Genomic DNA, 22290 nt, shown 5'->3' with positions numbered 1-22290 from the left:
TAACCCGCGCGCGGCGGGCGTGCAACGCAGCAATTGCAGGCTCGCTTTGCCAGCGCCAACACCACAAGCGACGGCAAGCTGACTCGGGACCAGGCGGCGGCCGGCATGCCAATGGTGGCGAAGCACTTCGACGAAATCGATACACAGCGGGTCGGCTACGTCACGCTGCCGCAGATCGAAGACCTGATGAAGCAAAAAGCAATGGCACGCTGAATGTAAGTGACCGTGGGAGACGCGTCATGGAACAAGTGAACAGGGTTATCGTGCTGGACGACGAAGCCGAGCTGCGCAACATGCTGCAACGGTTCCTGACAAGCCACGGCTTCTACGTGCGCGTCGTCGCCGACGGCAAGCAACTCGACCGCTACTTGCAGCGCGAACCGTATGACGTGCTGGTGCTGGACCTGATGATGGAACCGGAAGACGGGCTGACGGTGTGCAAGCGGTTGCGCGCCGAACGACAGACGCTTCCCATTCTCATGCTGACCGCGAAGGGCGATGCGGTCGACCGCGTCGTTGGCCTCGAAACCGGCGCCGACGACTACCTCGCCAAGCCCTTTCTCCCCGATGAACTCATCGCGCGAATCCGTGCGCTCCTGCGCCGCCAGAAAATGGCCGCCGGCGTGCCGACTGTGACCTCGCAGACGCTGTGCTTCGGCGAGTACCAGTTCGACGTCTCAAAGCAGACCTTGGTGCTTCGCGGCGAGCCCGTCGAGATTCACTCAGCGCAGATGTTGCTGCTGCATGCGCTGGGTTCATCGCCGAATCGGCCGGTCAGTCGGGAAAACCTGCTTGCGCGGGCGCGCGGCCGAGATCATGAAGCACTCGGTCGCAGCATTGACGTACAGATCCTCCGGCTTCGCCAGATCGTCGAAGCAGATCCGGCCAAACCGCGCTTCATCAAGACCGTATGGGGTGTCGGCTACATGCTCGTTGCGGGCATCGAGCCGTGAGCACGTCATCGCTTTCGTACCGGCTCGGCGGATGGTTGCCGCGTTCGCTGCTGGCCCGCAATATCACACTGCTGGTGGCGCTTGTCGCGCTGACCCAGGCGTGCTCGTTCGCGGTGCTGCTGAATTTCGTGCAGCGCCCGCGCATTGACCGCGCCGCGATCATCTTTTCGGACTATGTGAAGACGCTCGATGGCGTGTTGTCCGCCATGCCGCCCGACGAAGGCCGCGCCGCGGCCGCGCGCCTGGGCGGCCAGACTGACTTACCCGAACATCTCGAACGCGAAACGCAGCCGAGCCCGCTCCGCTTGTTCCGCACTTGGCAACGCGACGTCTTCGTGGGTGCGCTGCAGCGCGATCTGCCGCCCGACATGCAGGTCCGCTGGCAGACCAGCGACGGCGAGCGGCTCTGGATTCGTCTGCACGTCGCGGGCGACACCCGCTGGATCGCACTGCCGATGACCGAGGATGCGCAAGCGAGCGGCATCGTGACGACACTCGCGCTCTGCGCAGGTCTCGCGTTGCTGGCCGCTCTGACGGGCTACCTGATCCAGTTGCACATCAACCGTCCCCTCAAGGATCTCGCGCGCGCCGCGCGCCACGTGAGCGCCGGTGAGGCGTCCGTCACTCTCCCAACTGACGGGCCAACTGAAATCGCCCAGGTCAGCAGCGCGTTCAACCAGATGACTCATGCGCTGAAGCAAGCTGAATCAACACGCGCGCTGATGCTGGCGGGCGTTTCACACGACATCCGCACGCCACTCACCAAGCTTCGTCTCGCGATGGCAATGGCGATTCCGCGGGGTGCCGACGATACATTCGTGGCGTCGGCAGAGAGCTATATCGACCACATTGACACGATTCTTCAGCAGTTCATGGACTACGCCGGCAGCGGTGAACGCGAGCTGCCGCAAGCCGGTGAACTCAACGCGCTGATCGGCCGGCTCGCCGCGGATTTTGCCGGGCTGGGGCACGAATTCGAATTGTCGCTCGGAGACGTTCCCGTGTTCGCATACCGGCCCGTGAGCCTGATGCGGCTCCTCATGAACCTGATGCAGAACGCAATCGTCTATGGGCGCACCGGTCTCGCCGTCCGAACATGGACGGAAGGCAACGCCGCGTGCGTCGCCGTGTGCGATCGCGGCACGGGAATCGCCGCCTCGGAAATGGAAAACCTGAAGACGCCGTTCAGCAGGGGTACGAACGCCCGGACGCATTCGGGCGGCTCGGGTCTGGGGCTTGCGATCGTTGAGCGCATCGCGCGTCTGCACGGCGGTGCCTTGGTATTTCGCGTGCGTGAAGGCGGCGGTCTCGAGGCATGCGTAACGTTGCCAATGAACCGGCATTCTTCATAAGGACGCGGGTAGCTGCCGTTCGCACGTGTCAGATCACGGCGACATCGCGCGACATAATTCCTGAATGGTGCGCACGGCCGCTTCCTTCCATACTCACGTTCGCGTGCTAAGGCACACCTCTCTTCCGACATCTTGGCACGACGGTGCCATAACAAACCACCATGCAAATCTCACTCAAATTTTTCATTCGTAATGCCAAGCATCTGACGGCCTCCGCGCTGGCGGCGGGGTCGCTAATTCTGGGTGGGTGCGCCTCGGCCGCCACCGAGACCATCGAGACCTACACCGCGCCGAACGTTCGCGCGGACGTTATATACGTATGTTCTTTCGGCGCCACGTCCAGCCAGGTGAAAATGGATAGCGGGCTGGCACACGAAGGCAAAACGCTCATCAGCGGCGGATCGTTGGTTCAAGAACAAGATCAAACAGCAACCGATACGCGTGAGCAGGTCGCGGATGAAATCGTGCGCAAGCTGCAATCAGCAGGATTGCGTGCAGTACGCGCAGACTGCGCTGCGCCGCCCAATCAGAACGAGCTGCTTGTCGAAGGCAAATTCCAAACCATCGACGAAGGCAAGCGACGCCGCCGCGTCCTGATCGGTCTTGGCGCAGGCAAAAGCGAAGTGAGTGCGTCGATCCAGATCCTTTACAAGTCCGCCGATGGCGCACTCATGCCACTTCGCAGCTTCGCCCTTGAAGCCGACAGCGGGCGCATGCCAGGTGTCGCAGAAACAGCGGGGGTTGGCGCGGTTGCCGGCAATGTTGCAACGGCTGCCGCGACGGGCGGGTCCTTGCATGGCGTGTCCGAGGCGAAACGCAACGGCGTCGCCGGTGACGCGAAAAAGCTGGGCGACTTGATCGCGACGCAGATTGGAGCGGCAAGTTTAGCGAACGGATGGATGTCGGTCGAACGGACAAACTGATTTTGTGCTGTGCAAAAAAGACGCAAGCATCCTTCAGTTCGACGACAAAAAAAATAATTGAGCCCCCCCTTGAAATTTTTTGGCTATTTCCTATTTTGGATTCGAAAGCAGCCGCGGTTTTCGCGCTGCGTGTTTCGATTGGTTTGTCAGAGACTCGGCAGACGAACTGGAGCGCGTATGCCGGTTCGTCTCCTGCCACCTATAGGAGATTGCAGCCATGAGTGATGTTCTTTTCAATACCAGCTTGTTCGATGAGTTCGACCGTCTGCAACGCCAGATGTCGTCGGTGTTTGGTGGCCTGCCAACAAGCATCCGAGCATCGCGTTTCAGCGCCTTTCCCCAGATCAACCTCGGCAGCACCGACGATTCGGTCGAGATCGTTGCATTCGCTCCAGGCATCGATCCGGCAAAGATTGAAGTGACCGTAGACAAGGGGCTGCTCACCATTAGCGGTGAGCGTGCAGGCGTCGAATCTCCGTCCGAAGGCCGCACTTATGCGCAAGAGCGCTTCGCGGGAAGTTTTCGTCGGGCTATCGAGTTGCCGCGCGATGCAGATCCCGACAAAGTGAAGGCGCGCTATGTAAATGGCTGCCTTGCCATCAGCGTGGGCAAACGCGAAACGTCACGGCCGCGCACCATCGCGATCCAGTAATCAGCCTGTCACAACATTCGAGGAGGACAACATGAACACGCAAACTCAACTCGCGGAACGCAAGCTCAACGCTCTTGCGCGGACCAACGAAGAAAACGCACGAAAGGGACCCACGATCGCCCCGGCCGTCGATATCCATGAAGACGCTCATGGCATTACGCTGTGGGCCGATCTTCCCGGGGTGTCGCGTGATCGTTTGAACGTGCATGTGCAGGACGGGACACTTTTCATCGAAGGCGAGGCATTGATCGATACGCCGGGTGGGCTGCGCCTGCACCATGCAGAGATTCGTGAACCTCGGTTCGCGCGTGCCTTTTCGTTGAGCACCGATTTCGACACGTCGAAAATTGAAGCCAACCTGAACGACGGCGTGTTGAAGCTGAGCATCCCGCGCCGCGAGGAAGCGAAACCGCGCCGGGTAGAAGTGAGTGTTGGATAAGCACGAAGGGGCGCTCGCAGGCGATAGTAGCAACAGCGAGCGCCCAGTGAATCGGGAGGGGCTGGTGGCTTTTTGAGCAGACGACCTTCGAACCTCACGGCATCACAAGCTTCGACTGGAGCACTTATCCAATCCTGCGGTTTTCATCAGTGCCGGGACGCATTGATGTCGACCTGATCGACCGTCCCGGCACACCGTTCCTCGGCGTGGGCGAAGCGTCACAAGGCCCGGCCGCCGCAGCGCTTGCCAACGCGGTTGCCGACGCTACCGGCAAGCGTGTGCGGGACCTGCCGCTCGCTGGCGACCCTCTGAGATCCTGATTAGGGGACCGCTTCGGAAGCGGTTGAACTTAAGTGCGCCACGATACCTACACTTTCGTTTCCGCGACTTTCGAAGGCGACGATAGCCTTCAATGGCGGAATACGCATATCGAGTGAGGAGCCACCGAGTTCGAGGGATTGTAAGGCGTTCGCTCTCGTGAAAGGCCGGGCTCGGCAGCGTCCAAGACCTGGACTTCCCGGATGACAGCTCAGAAACCGAAGCGTGGGAAGCCCTCGCCATGAGCAGCTTACCCAAGCTAAGCCCGGCTTTCTCCAGCCGGTGTTGTGGCATCAAACTCAGCTGATCATCGTGAAGCCGCAGCTGTGCTGTGCACAGCCGCCCTGCTGATCATCCATTGATCGCATCGAGGAATTGCTATCACGAAGTTTTGCCGGTACGGGCATGCCGGACAGCAGCAGATGCGGAGCCGATGAAAAGTTGGACAGTGCTGACGGCATCGACTCGCTTGTGCGGTGACCGGATCAACCGGCTGTCACCTTCGAGGACTACGCTGTGCAGGCCCGTGGCATCTATCTCGAGAAGGTTCAACAGTGCGCCGGGCGTATTCAACTTACCCCGTTCGCGGTAGACGATTTGATCTTCAGACATCGGACGTCTCTCCTTATTTCGCATGACAAGCCAGCATCGGAGGGCTGTCGGGGCCCGGCATGATCTAGATCATCTCAACGAAGAGCGCTAGCGGATAGCCTAGTCATGTTCGTTGACTCATTGCCCGGATTGCCTCGAACTCCGATCGATTCGTCCTTCTTTCCAAGGGCTCATCATGAGCTGGAAAGTATCGCCGTATATGTCGATACAACTGATAGTCCCGTGCCAGAACCTCTATTGAGATGAGCTTTGCCAGGCAATCCAGCGCGCATCTCGACGCGGTCTATGCCACGTTCGATCGGTACCCGCGAACGTTCTAAGTGTTGGCAGATTTGGCTGAATATTACGCAATGCATCAGAAAGATGCGCTCGCAGCGAGCGCGCGTCGTGCGCGAGGATTTCGAGTCCGAGCTTGCACCCGGGACGTTGAGGACGAATGGACCGTATGTGCATTGGACGAAGACTTTCCCGGCTCACGACCACTGCGCTGCGTCGATTGCTCGTGATCGGCCAAGTCAAGCCCGACAACCCTGAAACTTTTTGGGCGAACATCTCACCGAAAGCCTCCCTTCGGCCACGCTGCCGATTCTGCTGTCTCACTGACATACGTGGCGCGCCCGCGCCTGGAACCCATCATGTCCACCTCAACCGTCTTGCCGGCCGCCCCCGCAGCTAATCGACTCGCCATAGCCGGCGTCTTGCCCTGGCTCCTTTGCGCAATCTTCTACTTCTACCAGTACGCGGTCCGCTCCGCGCCCGGCGTAATGCAGAATGAACTGGCACAAGCCTGGGGCGGAAACCATATTGGATCGATCGTTTCGGCCTACTACATGGTGTACGCACTAATGGCGCTGGTCGCAGGCGTCCTGCTCGACCGGTACGGTGCGCGCCGGACGATTCCATATGGCATCGCGATCGTCGCGATCGGATGCCTCGTGTTTGCACAGGGTAGCCGCGCGGCAGGCATGGCCGGCTTCATCCTGCAGGGCGTGGGCGCCATCTTCGCGTTCATTGGCTCGTCTTACGTCGCTGCGCGCTACCTGCCGGCAGGCATGCTGGCAATGTTCATCGGACTTACGCAGTGTCTCGGCATGGCGGGTGCCGCGTTTGGCTCAAAGCCCGTGCACATGCTGATCGATCCCGCCGGCAGCTTGCAGATGCCCTGGCAGCACGTGTGGATCGCCTTTGCGGTGATCGGCGCGCTGCTCGCGGTGGGCACATGGTTCGCGATGCCCGATGAAGGAGCGGACAGTCATCACGGCACGCTTGGCATCGCCAACGTGCTGCGGCCATACCGAATCGTATTGTCGAACCCGCAGAGCTGGCTCGCCGGTGTGATCGGCGGCCTTTTGTTCGCGCCGACCACCATCGGCGCCCTCGTCTGGGTGACCTCATTCCTGCACGATGGCCAGCATATGGACATGGCGCAAGCCGCTGCCGACGCATCCATGGTGCCGATCGGCTGGGTAATCGGGTGTCCTCTGCTCGGTTATCTCTCGGACCGCTCGGGACGCAGGAAGCCAGTGCTGATTGGCGGCGCACTGGCGGTACTCGCGCTCGGACTCGTCGCGGTCTTCATTCCAGCAGGCACTTTCCCGCGATATTCAGTGGCGCTGTTATTCGGCATTGCATCCGGTGCCGCAATGATTCCGTTTTCGACCATGAAGGAGGTCAATCCGCACGAGGTGAAAGGTACCGCGGCGGGCGTGATGAACTTCCTCGTGTTCCTGACAACGGGCCTGCTCGCGCCGTTCATTTCGCGCCTGATGGTGGCACAGCCAGGCAGAACCATGAACCTGCAGGCGTTCCAGCATGCTTTCATTCCACTCGTGTTCGGTGTGGTAATCGCGGTCGTCCTATCGTTTTTCCTGCGTGAACGGGTACGGCCGTGCGCACCGCTGTTCCAGCTAACTAACCGGTAGACCACGTCATGCGAGTTGCAATCTTCAGTACCAAACCTTACGACCGTGCAGCACTCGACGCAGCCAATGCACACGGCCTGCATTCGCCGACCTACTTCGAGCCGCGACTCGACGTCACCACCGCAAGTCTGGCGAAGGGGTTCGCGGCGGTCTGCGTATTCGTCAACGACCGAGTCGATGCCGCAGCAATCCGGATCTTGGCCGATGGGGGCACCCGCGTGATTGCGTTGCGCTGCGCGGGCTTCAACAACGTCGACCTGACGGCGGCTGAAGAGCGGGGTATCGAGGTAGTGCGCGTGCCCGCTTATTCGCCTTACGCAGTGGCTGAGTTCACGATAGGCCTGCTCCTTTCTCTTAACCGGAAGATCCACCATGCTTATGCGCGTGTTCGCGAGGACAACTTCTCGCTCGACGGTTTGCTTGGACACGACCTGCACGGCAAGACGGTCGGTGTGGTGGGTACCGGGCGTATCGGCATGCTCGTCGCGCGTGCGCTCAAACTTGGATTTGGGTGCGACGTGCTTGCCTGCGATGTCGTGGAGGACGCTGCGCTCGTGGACATGGGCGTGCGCTATGTCACGATGCGCGCGCTAGTCGAAGCGTCCGATGTCATCTCCCTGCACTGCCCCCTGACACGCGACACGCTGCATCTCATCGACACAGCGGCGCTCGCTGCAAGCAAGCCGGGTATGCTGCTGATCAATACGAGCCGCGGCGCGCTCGTCGATACGCCGGCGTTGATCACGGCGCTCAAGTCAGGACATCTCGGCGGCGTCGTGCTCGACGTCTACGAGCAGGAAGAAGCGCTGTTTTTCGAAGACCTGTCGCTGGACGTTGTGCAAGACGACGTTTTCCAGCGCCTTCTTACGTTCCCGAACGTCCTCGTAACCGGACATCAGGCGTTCTTCACAGCCGAGGCCATGGCCTCAATCGCTCAGACGACACTCAACAGTCTTTCCGAGGCAGATACAGGCCGCGCACTGAGTTGCCGTATTGCAGCGCCAGCCCAGATCACGACCGAATGAGAGGCACGCGCTTTCTAACTGTGGAACTTCGACTTTGGAGACGGATGCTTTAAGGAAGCAGGTAGCGCAACGACTGAGAAAAATCTGCTCGCATTGTGGCCGCGTCGCGACGCATGCGACTTTGATTAAGCTCTGACCCAGTCGTCGGGTACGTTGAGCTGACGTATGACCCGCGCCGGTGAGCCTGCGGCTAAACTCTTGGGGGGGATTTCTCCTACAACTGTCGACCCTGCAGCGATTACAGAATGGCTGCCAATTTTAGCTCCCGCCAAGATCGTCGACCGCGCGCCAATCCAGACGTTGTCGCCGATTTCTACAGGCGCTTGCTTCGTAGGGCGCTCGGGCGTTACTTGGTGATAGTCGGTGTCGAAAATAAAAGTCATGTCTCCAATCTTGCAATTGCTACCTATTCTCACTGAAGTTGTCGCGCAAAGATTCGCACCATCGTTAAAAAACGCGTTCTGCCCGATCTCTAAACTCGCGCCCTCTGAAACCCAGATGAACGGGCGCGTCCGGTAAGAGCGGAAGGAGCAGTTTTTAGCCAAGTGGATGTACCCCTTGTTGCTGATTCTCGGCCACTTGCCCGAAAAGGCCGGTGGACCATCGAAGCGTACGTTTTTTGCCGTAAGAGCTACTCGGATGAAGACGCTCTTCACGCTGGACAAACTTCTAAGAATCGCTCTCTTCATGCATTAGTCCAAATAAGTAGGTCGCTGGCTGGTTAGCTTGAATCGTCGACTATCGGGCATGGCAGTGATACGGGTTTTCGGGTTAGCCAATCAACGAACAATACATATGATGAATAACCCGCCGTAAACACCCATCAGTGTGACAGCAAAACTTTTGCGAGCGTCACAAAAGAATTACCGCATCGGCAAGTTTGCCCATTCGGGTTCAATCAAACGGGTTTGTTGCGGGACGCGAACAAGTAAAGACGAAGACGCCTGACAAGACATCGCAGAAATCGAACAATTTCCAGGACGGAGATAGTTTTGCCATCGATGCAACCACCCCTGTCGGCATCATCGACGCTAAGCCAATACAATGAGCGTTACCGTACGGGTGCGTCTAACCACATTACGCGCAGCCAATAAGCAAACGGGGATAGCAAACGCTACCCCCGCTTTTCCTGCTCTCTATCACATCAAGGGTTAGATTCAGACGTCCGCATGTGACGCCGTGAATCCCGTGAACGCTGCGTACGGGGCGCTTAAGGGAGCGCCGTTGATCATGATGCCGTACGTGCTGTTTCCACTATCGAGCACGTAGTACATCACAGACTGAATGTTGTGGCTCTTTCTGTTTGCGTAGAAATTGGACAACTGAGTCGTGACGTAGTTTGCCCTGTACGCTTGCGTCTGCTCAGGGCCCGTGTTCCATTCCGTGATCATGAACGGAACTCCATAGCGAGCCTTGCAGTACGTTGGCAAATCAAAGCCTGGTCCGGCGCCGTCGATGCCAATATTAAAGATGTCGCCATACACTTCGTAGTTGTGCCATGTCGTGATGTCCCAGCGAACCTTAGGATGCCCCTGCGATCCATCTGGTTGTATGCCGTCCCATAAGGCATCTGACGCGCCCACATCTGCCACGCAGAAATTGATGCCGCACTTGGCGCCAGGCTGGACCGACTTCACGCCATCGATCATTCCGCGCATCACGCCGCGCATGGCTGGCCAGTTTGCATTATTGAAGTCTGCAACCTTGCAGCCCGCCTGAGTCGAGTCTACGACGGTCGAACTCTGACGAGTCAGCTCATTGCCGCATTCGTACATCGTGACCCCGTACTGCTTAAGTGCGTTTGCGACCGCCGATCCAACCGAATATGCTTGATTGTAGGCAACGCCCTCGCTGCTCAGCAAGTTGCCATTGTTGTCGTTCATGCCCTGGTTGATCAACACCAAGAGGGTCATGCCGGCAGACTGGAAAGCAGCGGCCAGCTTGGCCACTGCAGCAATCTGCGACGGATCGGAGCTGCAGCCCACGCGGTAGCTGGTGCAACCCATGCTTTTGAGAATTGAAACGATCTGGGCCGGGGTATAGGTGTAGTCCCAATGTCCGTTGACGCCGAAGAAACTGCCTGCGGCAGCGGAACCAGAGATACGCGGATCGGTGGAAGCAAGCCATCCCCCCGCGTTGGCCCATACGTAGAACTGACCACTTGTGTTTTTGTGCCACATCATGCCGCCGTACCAGAGCAACAAGGCGACGTTGTAGTTGACACCGACAACGGCACCGTCTCTATAGATAACACCGGCATTCACTGTCCATTTACGACCCTGCTTGTCGATGAGGACAGTACCCGACGGAATCGTGGCGCCGTCGGGAGAGATTCCTGCGGTGCGTGGATCGAGGCATGACGTCCACCCAGAACCATTCCACGAGTAGAACTGGCCCCCGGTATTCTGATGGTACACGGTGCCGGCGTACCACAGCGCCAAGGCGACGTTGTAGTTCACGCCTGCGACTGCGCCGTTCCTGTACACCACGCCTCCAGAAAGCGTCCAGACATTGCCTGAGTTATCGACGATCTTTGCAGACGAAGGCAGACTCGTTCCGTCGGCCGACGCAGTCGTAGCGGCGTTGACAACTGCATTTCCAACTGCGGCATTGTTTGTTGCGCTATTTGCGACTGCACCGGCGGCATTGCCGATTCCATCGCTGGAGCCACCGCCGCAGGCGGTCAGAAGATAGCTACCGCCGAACGCGGTAAGGCAACCGAGAAATTGACGTCGTTTGATCATGGCGAGTTCGTCCACTGTCGAGAAAAGCCCGACAGAAAATAAGCAAATGATTTTTAGTCTTCGACACACGAAATGCTGTTGGGAGCGTGGGCACCCGAACCGCTTTTTCTTTACTTCGTATATCTAACTAACCCAATGAATTATTGACCCATTCCGTGCTCAGTACCGGATGGCGCTTTAAACGATTGGGACGGCGTGCGACCTGGGAACACGAACGCGAAGGCACACCTTCCCGATGCGGTCACAGAAGCGACCACATGCCTTCGTCGTGTATTCGGAACGCTTGCGTGCGAACCCCGACCCCGGTATCGCGACTTGTCGAGACAGTCGCCTTATCGTCTATTACGCAAACGTTTAACCGAGAATGCCGCTTACTTCAGCGATTCGGCAAAGTCTACCTTTTCGTCTGACCACGGGTGTAAATGTACCCGGAATGTGCGGTAGACCACAAACGAATAAGTAATATTCTGTTAAATAGTGAAATTCTCCCTAGGCGCTGTTGCGATGCAAAAAGAACTGCTCAAAGGTGCCTGACATTAATCGAAAGATTTCGGTCAATATTATATTTAATCCAGAAATTAATTAAAAATTCGGTCGTAGATTCTACCCTGACAAATAATATGAGTCAGAAATGCGTGTAAAGTCCGTGTCGTTAATTTATACTACGAATATATATTACCGATTTTGGCCGTTGATCTGATCGCGCAACGATCCGTAGCGTGGCCGTGAGCTTTAGGGGGCACACCCAAATTCACTATAGATGCAGCAGAACTGTTGCCGAATTCCCCGCTTGCTCGGGAACCAAAGAAGACTCAAAGGCGTCAGCCTTGCATGGCCACCATGCAGGTCAACTGGAAAGAAATCCTTGTCGCCAAGCATTTGCGTGGCCCGACTCGCTCGTGATCAGATCGGGCTTCAGGTCCACATGTCGCCTGCATTGAACATCTGTGCGACGGTCCAGTCGGCACCTTGTTATTAACGGATCGCATGTCGAGGCTTGGTTCAGAATGCCCGGCGCATCGGCGAGTCTCGTGCGTTTGAAGACGTTGAGTAATTGGCAAAATTTGAAGAGCTCATTTCAGGGCGAATGGGCAACCGAGACCGCGCCCGCTCCGCGAGCGATATTTTCCTGGCCCGCCAGGGGCGCAATGGCAGGGTGAGAAAGCATGTGTGATTTACAACCCAGACAATTAAAAAGCCGAGAAAAATTAGCTGGAAGCCACGCGCGGTCGCGTCGTCGAAACTGACTTTTCATTCCTATATCATTCGTGTGACGTGTTGATCGTTACTTATTTCAGAAGAAGCGACGTGCCAGCAACCGCGCGGCCCAATCCAATTTGAACACTAAGGCTTTAACAGATAGTCAGTTGCACGCCCTTCGCAAACAATGCGAAATCGCGAGTGAAATCTGGCATATCGTCTGATCGACGCTTTCGGCCAATAGCACACGAGTTTTAGCCGTTTCACTAATCCACCTTGCAATAAGTGTAAGCTTTAACTGAAGTCAACATTTAATATCAATTGTATGATTAATGAGCGGCTACTGGAGCTTCCCGCTGTCCTTAATTGGGTAAGCGCGGTAATGCAATATCCGATATGTAAGTGAACACCTCTTCCATAATCCTCAGCTGAATTAGCTAGATGAGTTGGGGCGCGGATACGGTAACGTCGGATATGAGTGCGTGCTACTGGGGCTGCGACCGATAGTTCCGAAGGCAGCAAAAACTCGGAACAGGTTGCCCCGTCTGCGTTTGATTCCCATCCAAGTTGCTCCCGACGACGTTCGCACGTTTTCCTTCTTACTAAAGCTTAAGGACTACACATGCCTGTTTTTTCGATTATTGTCCCGGCCTACAATGTGCAGGATTTTATTGAGGAAGCGCTGGAAAGCATTGCAAGACAGTCGTTTGCTGACTTCGAGGCTATCATTGTGGACGACGGATCGACCGACGGCACTGGGGATATTGCGAAGAAGTTTTGTTCGACAGATACACGGTTCAAATATCTTCATCAGCGAAACGGAGGTCTTTCGGCTGCACGGAACTCAGGCACAAATGTCGCGATTGGCACGTATATTTATTATTTTGATAGTGACGATGTCATCGATGCCGAGGCGCTAGCGTCATGCTACCGCGAGTTCCAAAATAATGAGATCGACGTTGTAATGTTTGAGGCCGAAGTTTTTCCGGTTGACTCGCCTGTTTATAAGATCGAAGAAAACTATTATAAACGGCCGGTAGGAAAGTCGCCTTTATGGTCTGACGATTTTATCGTTGAGTCACTTCGACAAGGACACTACTGCGTGCAGGCGTGCTGCTTCGTTGCGCGCAAATCAGCGATAGGAGAACTCCGGTTTATCGAAGGCATGTTGTTCGAGGACAACCACTTTTTTGTTTCGCTCTTACTGGAGAAAAAGCGCAAGGTGGCAATACTTCATGAAAAACTCTACAAACGACGGTTGAGGTCGGGCTCAATCATGTTTTCATCGAAGACGAAACACCATTACGACAGCATGAATCGCATGGTCCGGGAATTATCGAAGCTATCGTTCTTCGCTCTCAAGCCGCCTGAGAGATCAGCAATCAAAGAAGAGATCGTCGGCAACGCGCTCGGAGATCTGCACTTCGTTAGTTCCCTCGTTGGCGCCAGCATCAACCTCCGAAGAAGGAACATCACCGCCATGTGGCACGTCGCGCGGCATGTTTCGCCGCGCCTGTTTGCGCCAAAACGTCTCCTGCTCGCGTTGGTTCCCGAACTGTACAGTCTTAAAGCGGAGGCAAGGTTGCACCGTTAAGATTGGGTTGGGTGGGTGAGCGACCGGGCATGAAAAAGACCTCCGGACGCGCAGGCGCGCAAGTGAACTGAAGACGCTTAGCTTCAGCTTATTGTTGTTGTCCGAAGCGGATCGACAAAGTATTCGTGACTACCGGTCTCGCTTCGAGAACACGCCCAACAAAACTGCAACGATGCAGCGAAGGTAAATTATTTCCTCATAGATATGAACGTGTTCCTAAAGCGGATGGTTTGACCATCACGGCCGCTAGGTCCGTCATGCTGGAATGTCACGTGCGCCGAGCGGGTGAACAAGCGGAGAGAAGATCGGCATGCGCAAAATCGGTCAATGCACCTGAACTATAAGCCAACGAAGAATATGCTGAAAAACCTTATTGTTCTGGCGTGCGTAATGCTGTCGAACGTCGCATGTGCAGATGCAGTGAATCGAGAAACAAGGCATTCGGCCAACGCTCCCGGAGCCCGCACTGTACATCTCGGACAGTCCCACGCACATGTTCGACGCGATCAGGCTGACGCTGGCACCTTCGATCAGTCTAAAGCGGGTGTCACTGATGGAGTTGTGCTGCCGGAAACATATGGAGCAGTCGGTGACGGTAATACCTACTTCGACGGCAGCATGCAAGTTGGCGGGACAGCGACAGTTGCAACTTCGCATGCGGCAAATGACGCGAACCCGACGGCGCCACCGGTTTCGACCGGTGCATCGCACGACATGGTTGTGCACGTGATTGCGAATGCGCAGGCTTACTCAGTTACGCCATCGCTTGGGATGGTCCGAGCCAACCAGTCTTCAGAAAATGGCAGCCTTGGCATCATGGCGCTGGATGAAACTGTTGCGAGGCCTGCTCTTACAACTGCAGTCTCGGGAATCACACCGTTTGCATCTGGATGGCAAACAGTTTCCATTGCGCTCGCATCAATCGGAACGCCTTCCTTCATTGCCAGCACGACATACTACTCTGCGAGTACCGCCGATGTCGCTCTCCCCAAGCCACTCGGACATCGCACTGGTGATTATTTATTAGCCTGTACTGTCACTGATCACGACGGTACTCGGACCATAACGCCCCCGATCGGATTCAAGCCCATTGCAACTGGCTCAAATGCGGCAGATCGCTTGACTTGCTTCACCAAAGTGACCGGTGAGTATGAGCCATCGACTTACACTTTCATCCTCAGCGGGAACGGCTCGAGTCGCGCCGCAGGGCTTATGCTTGATTATCGCAATGTTAGCGGAGTCGATCCTACCAAGTTTGGCGAGACGAGCAGCACCCTGCACTCGGCGACGGCACATTTCACCTCTGACGACGTCGGCAAAAAAATTTGCGTTGCAAACATACAAGCGGCTTTACCGTTCAACAAGCAAAAATGCGGCAAGATCATCACCGTCGAAACCGAGAGTTCGATTGCCGTAGATTTTGCGACTGAACTAACCGGTGGCAATCTGCAATTTGCCTACGGAACAGATGACAGCGCCGCTTTTACAACAATGCTTTCGAGCGCGCCTTGTAGCACTAAAGGTTGCAGGATCGAACTTGGGGCAAAGCATTACATACTGACCGAAGAATTGATCCTACCGGCCAATATCCCGATCAGTCTTGTTGGAGTCGGACCAAGTGCTGCGAATACCCCAAACACGTTCATCAACGGAAATGTTCTCGTCAACGCGAACAACGGTTCGCAGCTTCATTATCTTACACAGGCACTGACTGGTCCTGCAGTTTCAATCACTGGATCCCTCCATGTAACGAGCACGGCCGCAGCTGATAGGCTGAGTAACTTCTCCATTGTTGGCGGCGTCGGCACTGCGCTTGACGGGGGTGGCCAGGATGGAATCGATGTTTTGAATTGGCAAAACGCGGTTGTTGACAACGTTTTTGTTTTCAACTTCGTCCGATACGGCGGCTACGTGGATGCTTTGTCAGCGAAAGACTATCGAGACTACAGCGAAAACGTGCTGTTCAAGCATTTCTATGCGGCATACAACGGTGGTGGCGGTCTTAAAGTCGGTAGCGCCAGCGCGGTCTACAACATCGAAAACACTCAGTGCGTCTATTGCATCATCGAGGGAAATGGCGGACCTGGCGTCATCTTGGCCGGCGATAACATTCAAGGTCTCCGGTTGTCGGATTCGACGGTTCAATGGAACAATGTGATGGCGCCTGGCGCGGAGGTTTTCACGACCGGGACCGTTGTTGGTGGTGTGATTTCATCAAACTATTTCGAAGCCGATGGCAACATCGGATCACAAAGCAATAAGATCTTCAACAATGTGGCCGGCATGCTCGGTCTGCATGTGACAGGCGACAATTACTACACTCCGCAGAGCGCATTTTCACCGCTCACGTTCTCTGCAAATGGCGTCGCCTTGCCCGCATGTAATTTGAATAGTTCCATTACAGCCCACGCGACAGCAACGGTTTCGGATGCTGAGTCTTGTAGTCTTGGGACGAACTACGTCGGCGGCGGGTCGACAATCTGCAACGTCACTTGCGCTTCGGGCAACGTGTGGGTTGCGACAGGAACTGCCAGATATTAGCGGCGTTGAAGAACCGAGACCAAGTTCACAAACTAACGAAGTGTCATGCTGCTCGAAACCCGCCCGTTCCCAGCCGGTTCAATCTGAATGATGCTAAGTGAGCCTTGAGCTTATCGAGTCGAATTCTTGCTAGCTGGGCGCCGCGTTTTTTCTCTTATGGCAATACCCAGCCCCGCTGGATGAGGATTTTAAACATCGGTCGATACACATGAGAAGTCACCGCCACGATGAATTGAACAGGACGCCGCCCTGTATTTGCCAGAACCCAGGCGCTCAAGCCCGACACAACAGCCGCGCCGACTATGTCCATCGGGAAATGCACGCCAAGATAGATCCGCGACCACGACACCGGTATTCCGAGCAATGCAAGCGCAGTTCCAATTGGACGCGTGCGTTTATATGCCAGGAGGCTGAAGGCTGCGCCCCACAAACAGGTTAGATGATCGCTTGGGAAAGACGCATCAGGCGAATGCGCCATTAAATTGGTGCCGAGACCAAGCACGAACGGCCTCTGTTGCGGCCACGCAATCCCGATGATTTGTGCGGCCACCAGCGCCACACCCGTAGACAACGCAGCCTCCACCATGTGGTGACGCAACACGTCGTTTCCGCGAAGCCATCCCGAGATCAATGCAAGCGGCGCCAACCATATGGCATATACGGCAAATATGTGCGCCATCTCAACGACAAATGGTATTGGACGGGAAGAGGCGTTGATCAAGTAAAACAGCCTTAGATTTAACGTGTTCATCGCGTGTGAGAAGTAAGGGGAACGGTGGCATGGTACGGACCGAAACTTATCGAACGCTTAGGTGCCCTAATCCGCCGCCACGCTTGCACTAAAGCTGACGACAAACCGCTTCCAGGCGGGCACCGTCAGCTATCTGGATCTCGTCACAGCGCAAACCATCGCGAACGACAAGCGCGCACGTGGACAGACCGCCGCACGCCGACTCGATGCCAGCATGGCCCTGATCTGCGCTCCGGCAGGTACGCGACAAACCGGCGCCGGCAGCAGTCACTGATCCCAAGGCTACCGTCAAGCAGCGGATCGCAGCGTTGGCCGTACGACGTCCCTTTATGCATGCTACTTCGCTAACGCTGCGATCTGCCTGAGCCGGCGAGCGAGCGCCTTTGAAACCACAGGCGCCTTGCCGCCCTCACCCGCTTCAGCCGCCGCCTCACTCTCGCGCAAGAACATGACTACCTCACGCGCCACCGTTTCCCGCTCGTTGTCCGATGTAATCATGTGATACGAATCGTCGAGATAGATCGTGCGGATGAACGTCGACGCCAGATGCGAACTGACAAATCTCGCATTGGCGGGGCTGGAGGTTTCATCGTCGATGGCATGGACGATCAGGCAGTCGGCGCTCACGCCCGGCACGATCCGGCGAACGCTCCGCGCGAGGCGGCTGGCTTCGTGCAGTGCATTCAAAGAGATGGTCGCCGGACCGACTTCGCTGAGATCGCCTTTGAGCATTGCGCGAGCCACTTTCGAGCGTAACGCCTCGTTGCGCAGACCGAAGGGCTCCTGCTCGCGATACCGCCATCTGTTTCGAAGCGGCGTGAAATAGGCCCAGCCCAACAAGAACCGGTACCAGGGAATCGCCCAGCCGTCGTAGTCAAGCGTCACCGAAAGCAGAGCGACGGACTTTGCCGATGGCCGCTTGCTGACCAGGGCCATTGCGAGCGCCGCTCCGATCGACAAGCCGCAGACAGAGACGTGCGTGTACCGGCAACTCAGCGCGTCGAATTCACTTACAGCGGCGGCGACCCAGGCTTCCATGCGCTGTTCACGCGTGCCGGCGCTATAGCCCGGCAGCACCGGCGCGACCGTGGTGAAGCCTTCGCGATGCAGTGCACGGGCGAGGAAACGCATTTCCAGCGGTGAACTCGACAGGCCATGCAGCAGGAGAACGGCGTGATTGCCGGCTTCGAGATGGACAGGTTTGCCTTCAGTCAAACGGGCTCCCCGACGCGGCAGACGATGAAATCGCCAACGTGCGTGTTGAAACGCTCGCACGCGCAGTCGACCGCTTTTTCGGCGCCCCCTGCCGGGGCAAGACGCACGCGGTATGTGCCCGCATGCATGATTGCTGCCAGTCGCCTGAGATCTTCAGTTGCGACCTTCTCGTACAGAAAGCCGGGTGCAACGGCCGCCGGGATGCCGGCGCCATCGCCGTTATCGCCCAACACCGCGCTGTGCTTGCGATCGAGCGCCTTGATCAGCACAATGTCATGGTGATAATGCGGCAAATGCCGCAGCAGCCGGTGCGTTTCGTCGTTGCCGCGGATCGCGATGGCACGCTCGTTGTCCAGACGCAGCAGCATTTCGTAGCGCGACTGCGCAACCTGCCCGAGCAGCTCCGCCTGAAATTGCGCTCGCCGCAAGCGCTCGATCAGGCAAATGACGAGGATGGTGACCACCGGGTAGGAAATGATCAGCGCAAGATCAGATTGATCGAGTACGTCGAACTGTCCATACGGCGGTACGAACAGGTAATCAGCGATGCCGAGCCCCAGTAGCATGACCACGCATGCGGGTGCAATGCCGAAATAATATTCAATCAACGCCGCTGCGATACAGAACGCAGTGCCGGGCATGATGGGGCCAATGATCGGGTGCAGCAGCCAGCGCACGCCACAGGCAACCACGAGCGACAACGCCGCGAAGAGCCATGGCCGCGCGCCTCCCCGCGCCCAGCGCCTTGCATTTCTTATTCTCATGATGCGATGTATGGGTTGCGTTTTCACAAACCTCGACCGGTGAAAACGCAGGTGAAACGGAAGAAACTGCTGTTGGCGAAGTCCGTCAATTCCCGCTCGAGCATAGCGTCGCGTTGCTTAAGGAACGCTTACGCGAGCAAAACATCGGAAAATCGGAAATGCGTTGACTACGTGTGATGATTGGTCGGATCGTGTCGACGAAAGAAAAGACGGGACGACGCAGACGCGTCAGGCCGGCACTGTCGGCAACCGGTTCAGCTTGATGCTCAGTCCTGGTCCGTCGGTCCGGTTGCTCACGCAGAGCTCCGCGCGGTGACGCACCGCGATGCTCGATGCAATTGCGAGCCCCAGACCACTGCCTTGCTCCTTCACCGAAGCCCCGCGGTAAAAACGGTCGAAGACGCGTTTGATTTCGTCGTCGGCAATGCCGGGGCCGGTGTCAGCCACCTCCAGCGACACCCCTCCGGTCTGCGTGTCGCGCTTTAGCACGACATCGACCCGGCCGCCCCTGGGCGTATAGCGGATGGCGTTGTCGACGAGATTGTTTAGAAGGATGCCCAGCGCCTGTTCGTCGCCAAGCACGCAATACGCATCATTCCCGCTGCCCGGCCCTGCTGGTCCGTGCGCGTCAAGACCGAGGTCAATCTGCCTGGCCTCGGCCAGCAACGACAGATCGGATACCGATTGCTCGGCGACACAGCGCAGGCTCACGGGGATCATGGACTTCTCATGCGACGCGTCCTCGCGCGCCATGCTCAGCAGTTGTTGCGCCAGGTGAATGATGCGGTTGACGCGCCCCTCGAGACGGTCGATCACGCGCGCGTCGGAGCTGGCGAGTGCATCGCGTTTCGCGGCCTGCAACTGCAATTTGAGCGCGGTCAGCGGCGTGCGCAACTCGTGCGCGGCATCGGCCACGAAGGTGCGCTGCGCCTTCGACGCCACGTTGAGTCGCTCAAGCAGATCATTCAGGGCGTCGACGAGCGGTCGAATCTCGACCGGCACCCGATCGTCGATCACCACCGGATCAAGCGACTCGATCGAGCGATTCGCCAGCGCCCGCGACAAGCCACCGATTGGCGCAAGTCCGCGGGCCACGATCAGCAGCACGAAAGCAATGGTGACGGGCACGAGCAACGCTAGCGGCCACAACGTGCGTAGCGCAAGACGCGCCGCGAGGTTGTCACGCACTGAATAAGGTTGTGCAACCTGCACATAGCGGCCCGCTTGTTGCACGCCAAAAACACGCCAGCGATATTCATTGCGCTCGATCGTCCGGAATCCTTCAGAGAGCTTCGGCAGCACCGGCTCCTTCGCCGAGTGATAGACGAGCGCGCCGGCCGCATCCCAGATATCGATGGCAATCCGGTCGTCGGCCAGGTCCTTGAAATCGTGCTCGCGCTGCTCGGCGCCGCTGGTTGTCGCGATGTTCGCGGGCATCGACAACGCCACCGTTCGCAGTTCATAGTCGAACAGCTCGCCCGCTTCATGACGCGCGGAATGGAAGATGCCGTAGCCTGCGATCAGACACGCGACGGCGAGGCCGAAGATCAGCCAGCCGAGCAACCATCGCCGAATGGACTTCATCCAAGCCTCTTCAGGCGGTAACCCACGCCGCGAATCGTCATGATCTCGTCCGTGCCGATCTTTTTACGCAGGCTATGGACATGTACCTCGATGGTGTTGCTGCCGACTTCCTCGCCCCATCCATAGAGCTTTTCCTCGAGCTCCGGGCGGCGAAACACGCGCGTCGGCTCTTCGATCAACGCCTGCAACAACGCAAATTCCCGCGGCACAAGCGGCAGCTTTACGCCTGCTTTCGTGGCTTCGTGCGAAGCCGGATCCAGCGCCAGGTCGCCATGCGTATAGACCGGCTGCTTTTGCCCTGTGCGCCGGCGCAACAAGGCACGAACCCGTGCCGCGAGTTCATCGATATCGAATGGTTTCATCAGGTAATCGTCCGCGCCTGCGTCGAGGCCGCGGATGCGTTCGTCGACAGCATCGCGCGCAGTGAGGATGATCACTGGCGCCGCCCCGCCGGCGCGCCGATAGGTGTTGAGCACCTCGATGCCGTCGCGTTTGGGCAAGCCGAGGTCGAGCAGTACGAGGTCATACACGCCATTGGCAAGGGACAGGTCGGCGGCCCGTCCGTCAGCGGCGTGATCGATGGCGTAGCCCGCCCGGCGCATGAAGTCGACAACCGTCTCGGCAATCATGTCGTCGTCCTCAACCAGTAGCAAACGCATCGAATTTTCTCCTTTTAAGGCACGCATTGTCCGGGCTTTTAACTTAAGCGTTCCTTAAGCACGCGATTCGTAGACTCGCCCCGTCTGACTTGTCGGCGCGCCACTGCGGCGCGTTGTTCTTCTGCATCGGGATCCTACTTGGCGATTCTATCTTCATGCTTGTTCTTCGATCATTGCGCCTGTGCGGATCTGCCGTGGTCGTGGCGTCATTCGCCGCTTGTACGTGGTATCACGCGGATCCTCTCAAACCTGTCAACACCTCGACCAGCCAGGACAGCGTCGAGCGGGTCCGTATCGATCCCGCCAGCATGCCGCTCCCGGAGCTTGCCACGCATACCTTTGACCCATCGGACGGTCTCGACATCGGCGAAGTCGCAATGCTTGCAGTCGCCAACAACCCTGACCTGAAACTTGCGCGCGACGACTTGGGAATTGCCCGGGCGCAAGCGTTCTCTGCAGGCTTGCTGCCCGACCCGCAACTGGCTGTTTCCAGCGATTATCCGGGCGCGGCAGGTGCAACACGCGCATTCAACTATGGGCTGAGCATGGATGTGCTTGCAATCCTCACGCGCAGCGCCAACGAGCAGTCCGCCGATGCAACCGTGGCGAAGACGGATCTCGGCCTGCTATGGCAAGAGTGGCAGGTCGTGGCGCAAGCACGCCAGTTATTTGTCAAGGCACGTTTTGCACAGAGCACGCTCCCCCTTCTTCAGCAGCAACGCGACCTCTCCCGCATGCGTTATGAACGCATGGCTGCCGCGCAACGCGAAGGAAACCTGACCGAGGACACGCTCACGGCGGCGCTGACCTCTTACTCCGATGCAAGAAAACTTTTTACGGACGCTGAACGTGCAGTCGAACAGACCCACCACGACCTGAACGCGCTGCTGGGATTGTCGCAGACGGTGCAACTGCAGCTCGTCGGAGATTTCAACGACACCACCCTCGCCGACTCGACCCTCGACGACGCGCTGGAGGCATTGCCACAACGCCGGCCCGATCTGCTTGCGCTGCGCGCGGGCTACGACGCGCAGGAACAGAA

The 22290-nt window shown here is 57.4% G+C and carries 18 protein-coding genes and 2 pseudogenes; 12 read left to right on the top strand and 8 right to left on the bottom strand.

The window, feature by feature from the left end; genetic code table 11:
- Positions 1–9 precede the first annotated feature (9 nt).
- The 7 genes and pseudogenes from ACRXB1_RS09140 to ACRXB1_RS09110 form a co-directional block, all read left to right on the top strand.
- A pseudogene (locus tag ACRXB1_RS09140) lies at positions 10–213 on the top strand (EF-hand domain-containing protein); the annotation flags it as partial.
- Positions 214–239: 26 nt separating this feature from the next.
- Positions 240–953, top strand: a complete 714-nt coding sequence (locus tag ACRXB1_RS09135) for a response regulator (RefSeq protein WP_449491820.1) — start codon at positions 240–242, stop codon at positions 951–953.
- On the top strand, positions 950–2305 hold the full coding sequence (locus ACRXB1_RS09130; RefSeq protein ID WP_449491819.1) for an ATP-binding protein: 1356 nt from the start codon (positions 950–952) through the stop codon (positions 2303–2305). The genes ACRXB1_RS09135 and ACRXB1_RS09130 overlap by 4 nt, the downstream gene beginning before the upstream one ends.
- A 161-nt stretch (positions 2306–2466) precedes the next feature.
- Positions 2467–3228 (top strand): DUF4410 domain-containing protein, encoded by a 762-nt coding sequence (locus ACRXB1_RS09125; protein WP_449491818.1) that lies wholly within the window; start codon positions 2467–2469, stop codon positions 3226–3228.
- 217 nt (positions 3229–3445) lie between these two features.
- Positions 3446–3880, top strand: coding sequence for an Hsp20/alpha crystallin family protein (locus ACRXB1_RS09120; protein WP_075357544.1), 435 nt, complete (start codon positions 3446–3448; stop codon positions 3878–3880).
- Positions 3881–3911: 31 nt separating this feature from the next.
- Positions 3912–4319, top strand: coding sequence for an Hsp20/alpha crystallin family protein (locus ACRXB1_RS09115; RefSeq protein ID WP_375507721.1), 408 nt, complete (start codon positions 3912–3914; stop codon positions 4317–4319).
- A 62-nt stretch (positions 4320–4381) separates the two neighbouring features.
- Positions 4382–4639: pseudogene (locus tag ACRXB1_RS09110) on the top strand (xanthine dehydrogenase family protein molybdopterin-binding subunit); the annotation flags it as partial.
- A 379-nt stretch (positions 4640–5018) separates the two neighbouring features.
- Here ACRXB1_RS09110 and ACRXB1_RS09105 read toward each other — a convergent pair.
- Positions 5019–5249 (bottom strand): hypothetical protein, encoded by a 231-nt coding sequence (locus ACRXB1_RS09105; protein WP_075357539.1) that lies wholly within the window; start codon positions 5247–5249, stop codon positions 5019–5021.
- Between the two features lie 635 nt (positions 5250–5884).
- Between ACRXB1_RS09105 and ACRXB1_RS09100 the strand changes: the two genes are divergently transcribed.
- Both ACRXB1_RS09100 and ACRXB1_RS09095 read left to right on the top strand, forming a co-directional pair.
- A complete protein-coding gene (locus ACRXB1_RS09100; protein ID WP_449491817.1) occupies positions 5885–7171 on the top strand; it encodes an MFS transporter in 1287 nt (428 codons plus the stop codon).
- Positions 7172–7179: 8 nt separating this feature from the next.
- Positions 7180–8196 carry a 2-hydroxyacid dehydrogenase gene (locus tag ACRXB1_RS09095; RefSeq protein WP_449491816.1) on the top strand — a complete coding sequence of 339 codons (1017 nt, stop codon included), beginning with the start codon at positions 7180–7182 and terminating at the stop codon, positions 8194–8196.
- 125 nt (positions 8197–8321) lie between these two features.
- Here ACRXB1_RS09095 and ACRXB1_RS09090 read toward each other — a convergent pair whose 3' ends face one another.
- Positions 8322–8885 (bottom strand): acyltransferase, encoded by a 564-nt coding sequence (locus tag ACRXB1_RS09090; RefSeq protein ID WP_075357537.1) that lies wholly within the window; start codon positions 8883–8885, stop codon positions 8322–8324.
- Between the two features lie 468 nt (positions 8886–9353).
- Positions 9354–10940 carry a hypothetical protein gene (locus ACRXB1_RS09085; protein WP_449491815.1) on the bottom strand — a complete coding sequence of 529 codons (1587 nt, stop codon included), beginning with the start codon at positions 10938–10940 and terminating at the stop codon, positions 9354–9356.
- Between the two features lie 1822 nt (positions 10941–12762).
- Here ACRXB1_RS09085 and ACRXB1_RS09080 point away from each other — a divergent pair.
- Both ACRXB1_RS09080 and ACRXB1_RS09075 read left to right on the top strand, forming a co-directional pair.
- Positions 12763–13734, top strand: a complete 972-nt coding sequence (locus tag ACRXB1_RS09080) for a glycosyltransferase family 2 protein (RefSeq protein ID WP_449491814.1) — start codon at positions 12763–12765, stop codon at positions 13732–13734.
- A 327-nt stretch (positions 13735–14061) separates the two neighbouring features.
- Positions 14062–16275, top strand: coding sequence for a hypothetical protein (locus ACRXB1_RS09075; protein WP_449491813.1), 2214 nt, complete (start codon positions 14062–14064; stop codon positions 16273–16275).
- Between the two features lie 154 nt (positions 16276–16429).
- Here ACRXB1_RS09075 and ACRXB1_RS09070 read toward each other — a convergent pair whose 3' ends face one another.
- The 5 genes from ACRXB1_RS09070 to ACRXB1_RS09050 all read right to left on the bottom strand — a co-directional run bounded on the left by ACRXB1_RS09070 (position 16430) and on the right by ACRXB1_RS09050 (position 21248).
- On the bottom strand, positions 16430–17026 hold the full coding sequence (locus ACRXB1_RS09070; protein ID WP_174364550.1) for a phosphatase PAP2 family protein: 597 nt from the start codon (positions 17024–17026) through the stop codon (positions 16430–16432).
- Between the two features lie 336 nt (positions 17027–17362).
- Positions 17363–18241, bottom strand: a complete 879-nt coding sequence (locus ACRXB1_RS09065) for an alpha/beta hydrolase (protein ID WP_075357533.1) — start codon at positions 18239–18241, stop codon at positions 17363–17365.
- Positions 18238–19005, bottom strand: a complete 768-nt coding sequence (locus ACRXB1_RS09060; RefSeq protein WP_449491812.1) for a DUF4118 domain-containing protein — start codon at positions 19003–19005, stop codon at positions 18238–18240. The genes ACRXB1_RS09065 and ACRXB1_RS09060 overlap by 4 nt, the downstream gene beginning before the upstream one ends.
- A 228-nt stretch (positions 19006–19233) precedes the next feature.
- Positions 19234–20589 (bottom strand): ATP-binding protein, encoded by a 1356-nt coding sequence (locus ACRXB1_RS09055; protein WP_449491811.1) that lies wholly within the window; start codon positions 20587–20589, stop codon positions 19234–19236.
- Complete coding sequence (locus tag ACRXB1_RS09050) at positions 20586–21248, bottom strand: response regulator (RefSeq protein WP_075357530.1); 663 nt, start codon at positions 21246–21248, stop codon at positions 20586–20588. The genes ACRXB1_RS09055 and ACRXB1_RS09050 overlap by 4 nt, the downstream gene beginning before the upstream one ends.
- Positions 21249–21403: 155 nt before the next feature.
- On the opposite strand from ACRXB1_RS09050, the gene ACRXB1_RS09045 reads away from it, so the two are divergent.
- Positions 21404–22290 (top strand): TolC family protein (locus ACRXB1_RS09045; protein ID WP_449491810.1); only part of this gene is annotated, 887 nt, incomplete at its 3' end.

The organism is Caballeronia sp. M23-90 (genome assembly GCF_053574605.1).
The sequence above is the reverse complement of the archived record's forward strand: the minus strand, read 5'-3'. Positions and strand labels throughout refer to the sequence as shown.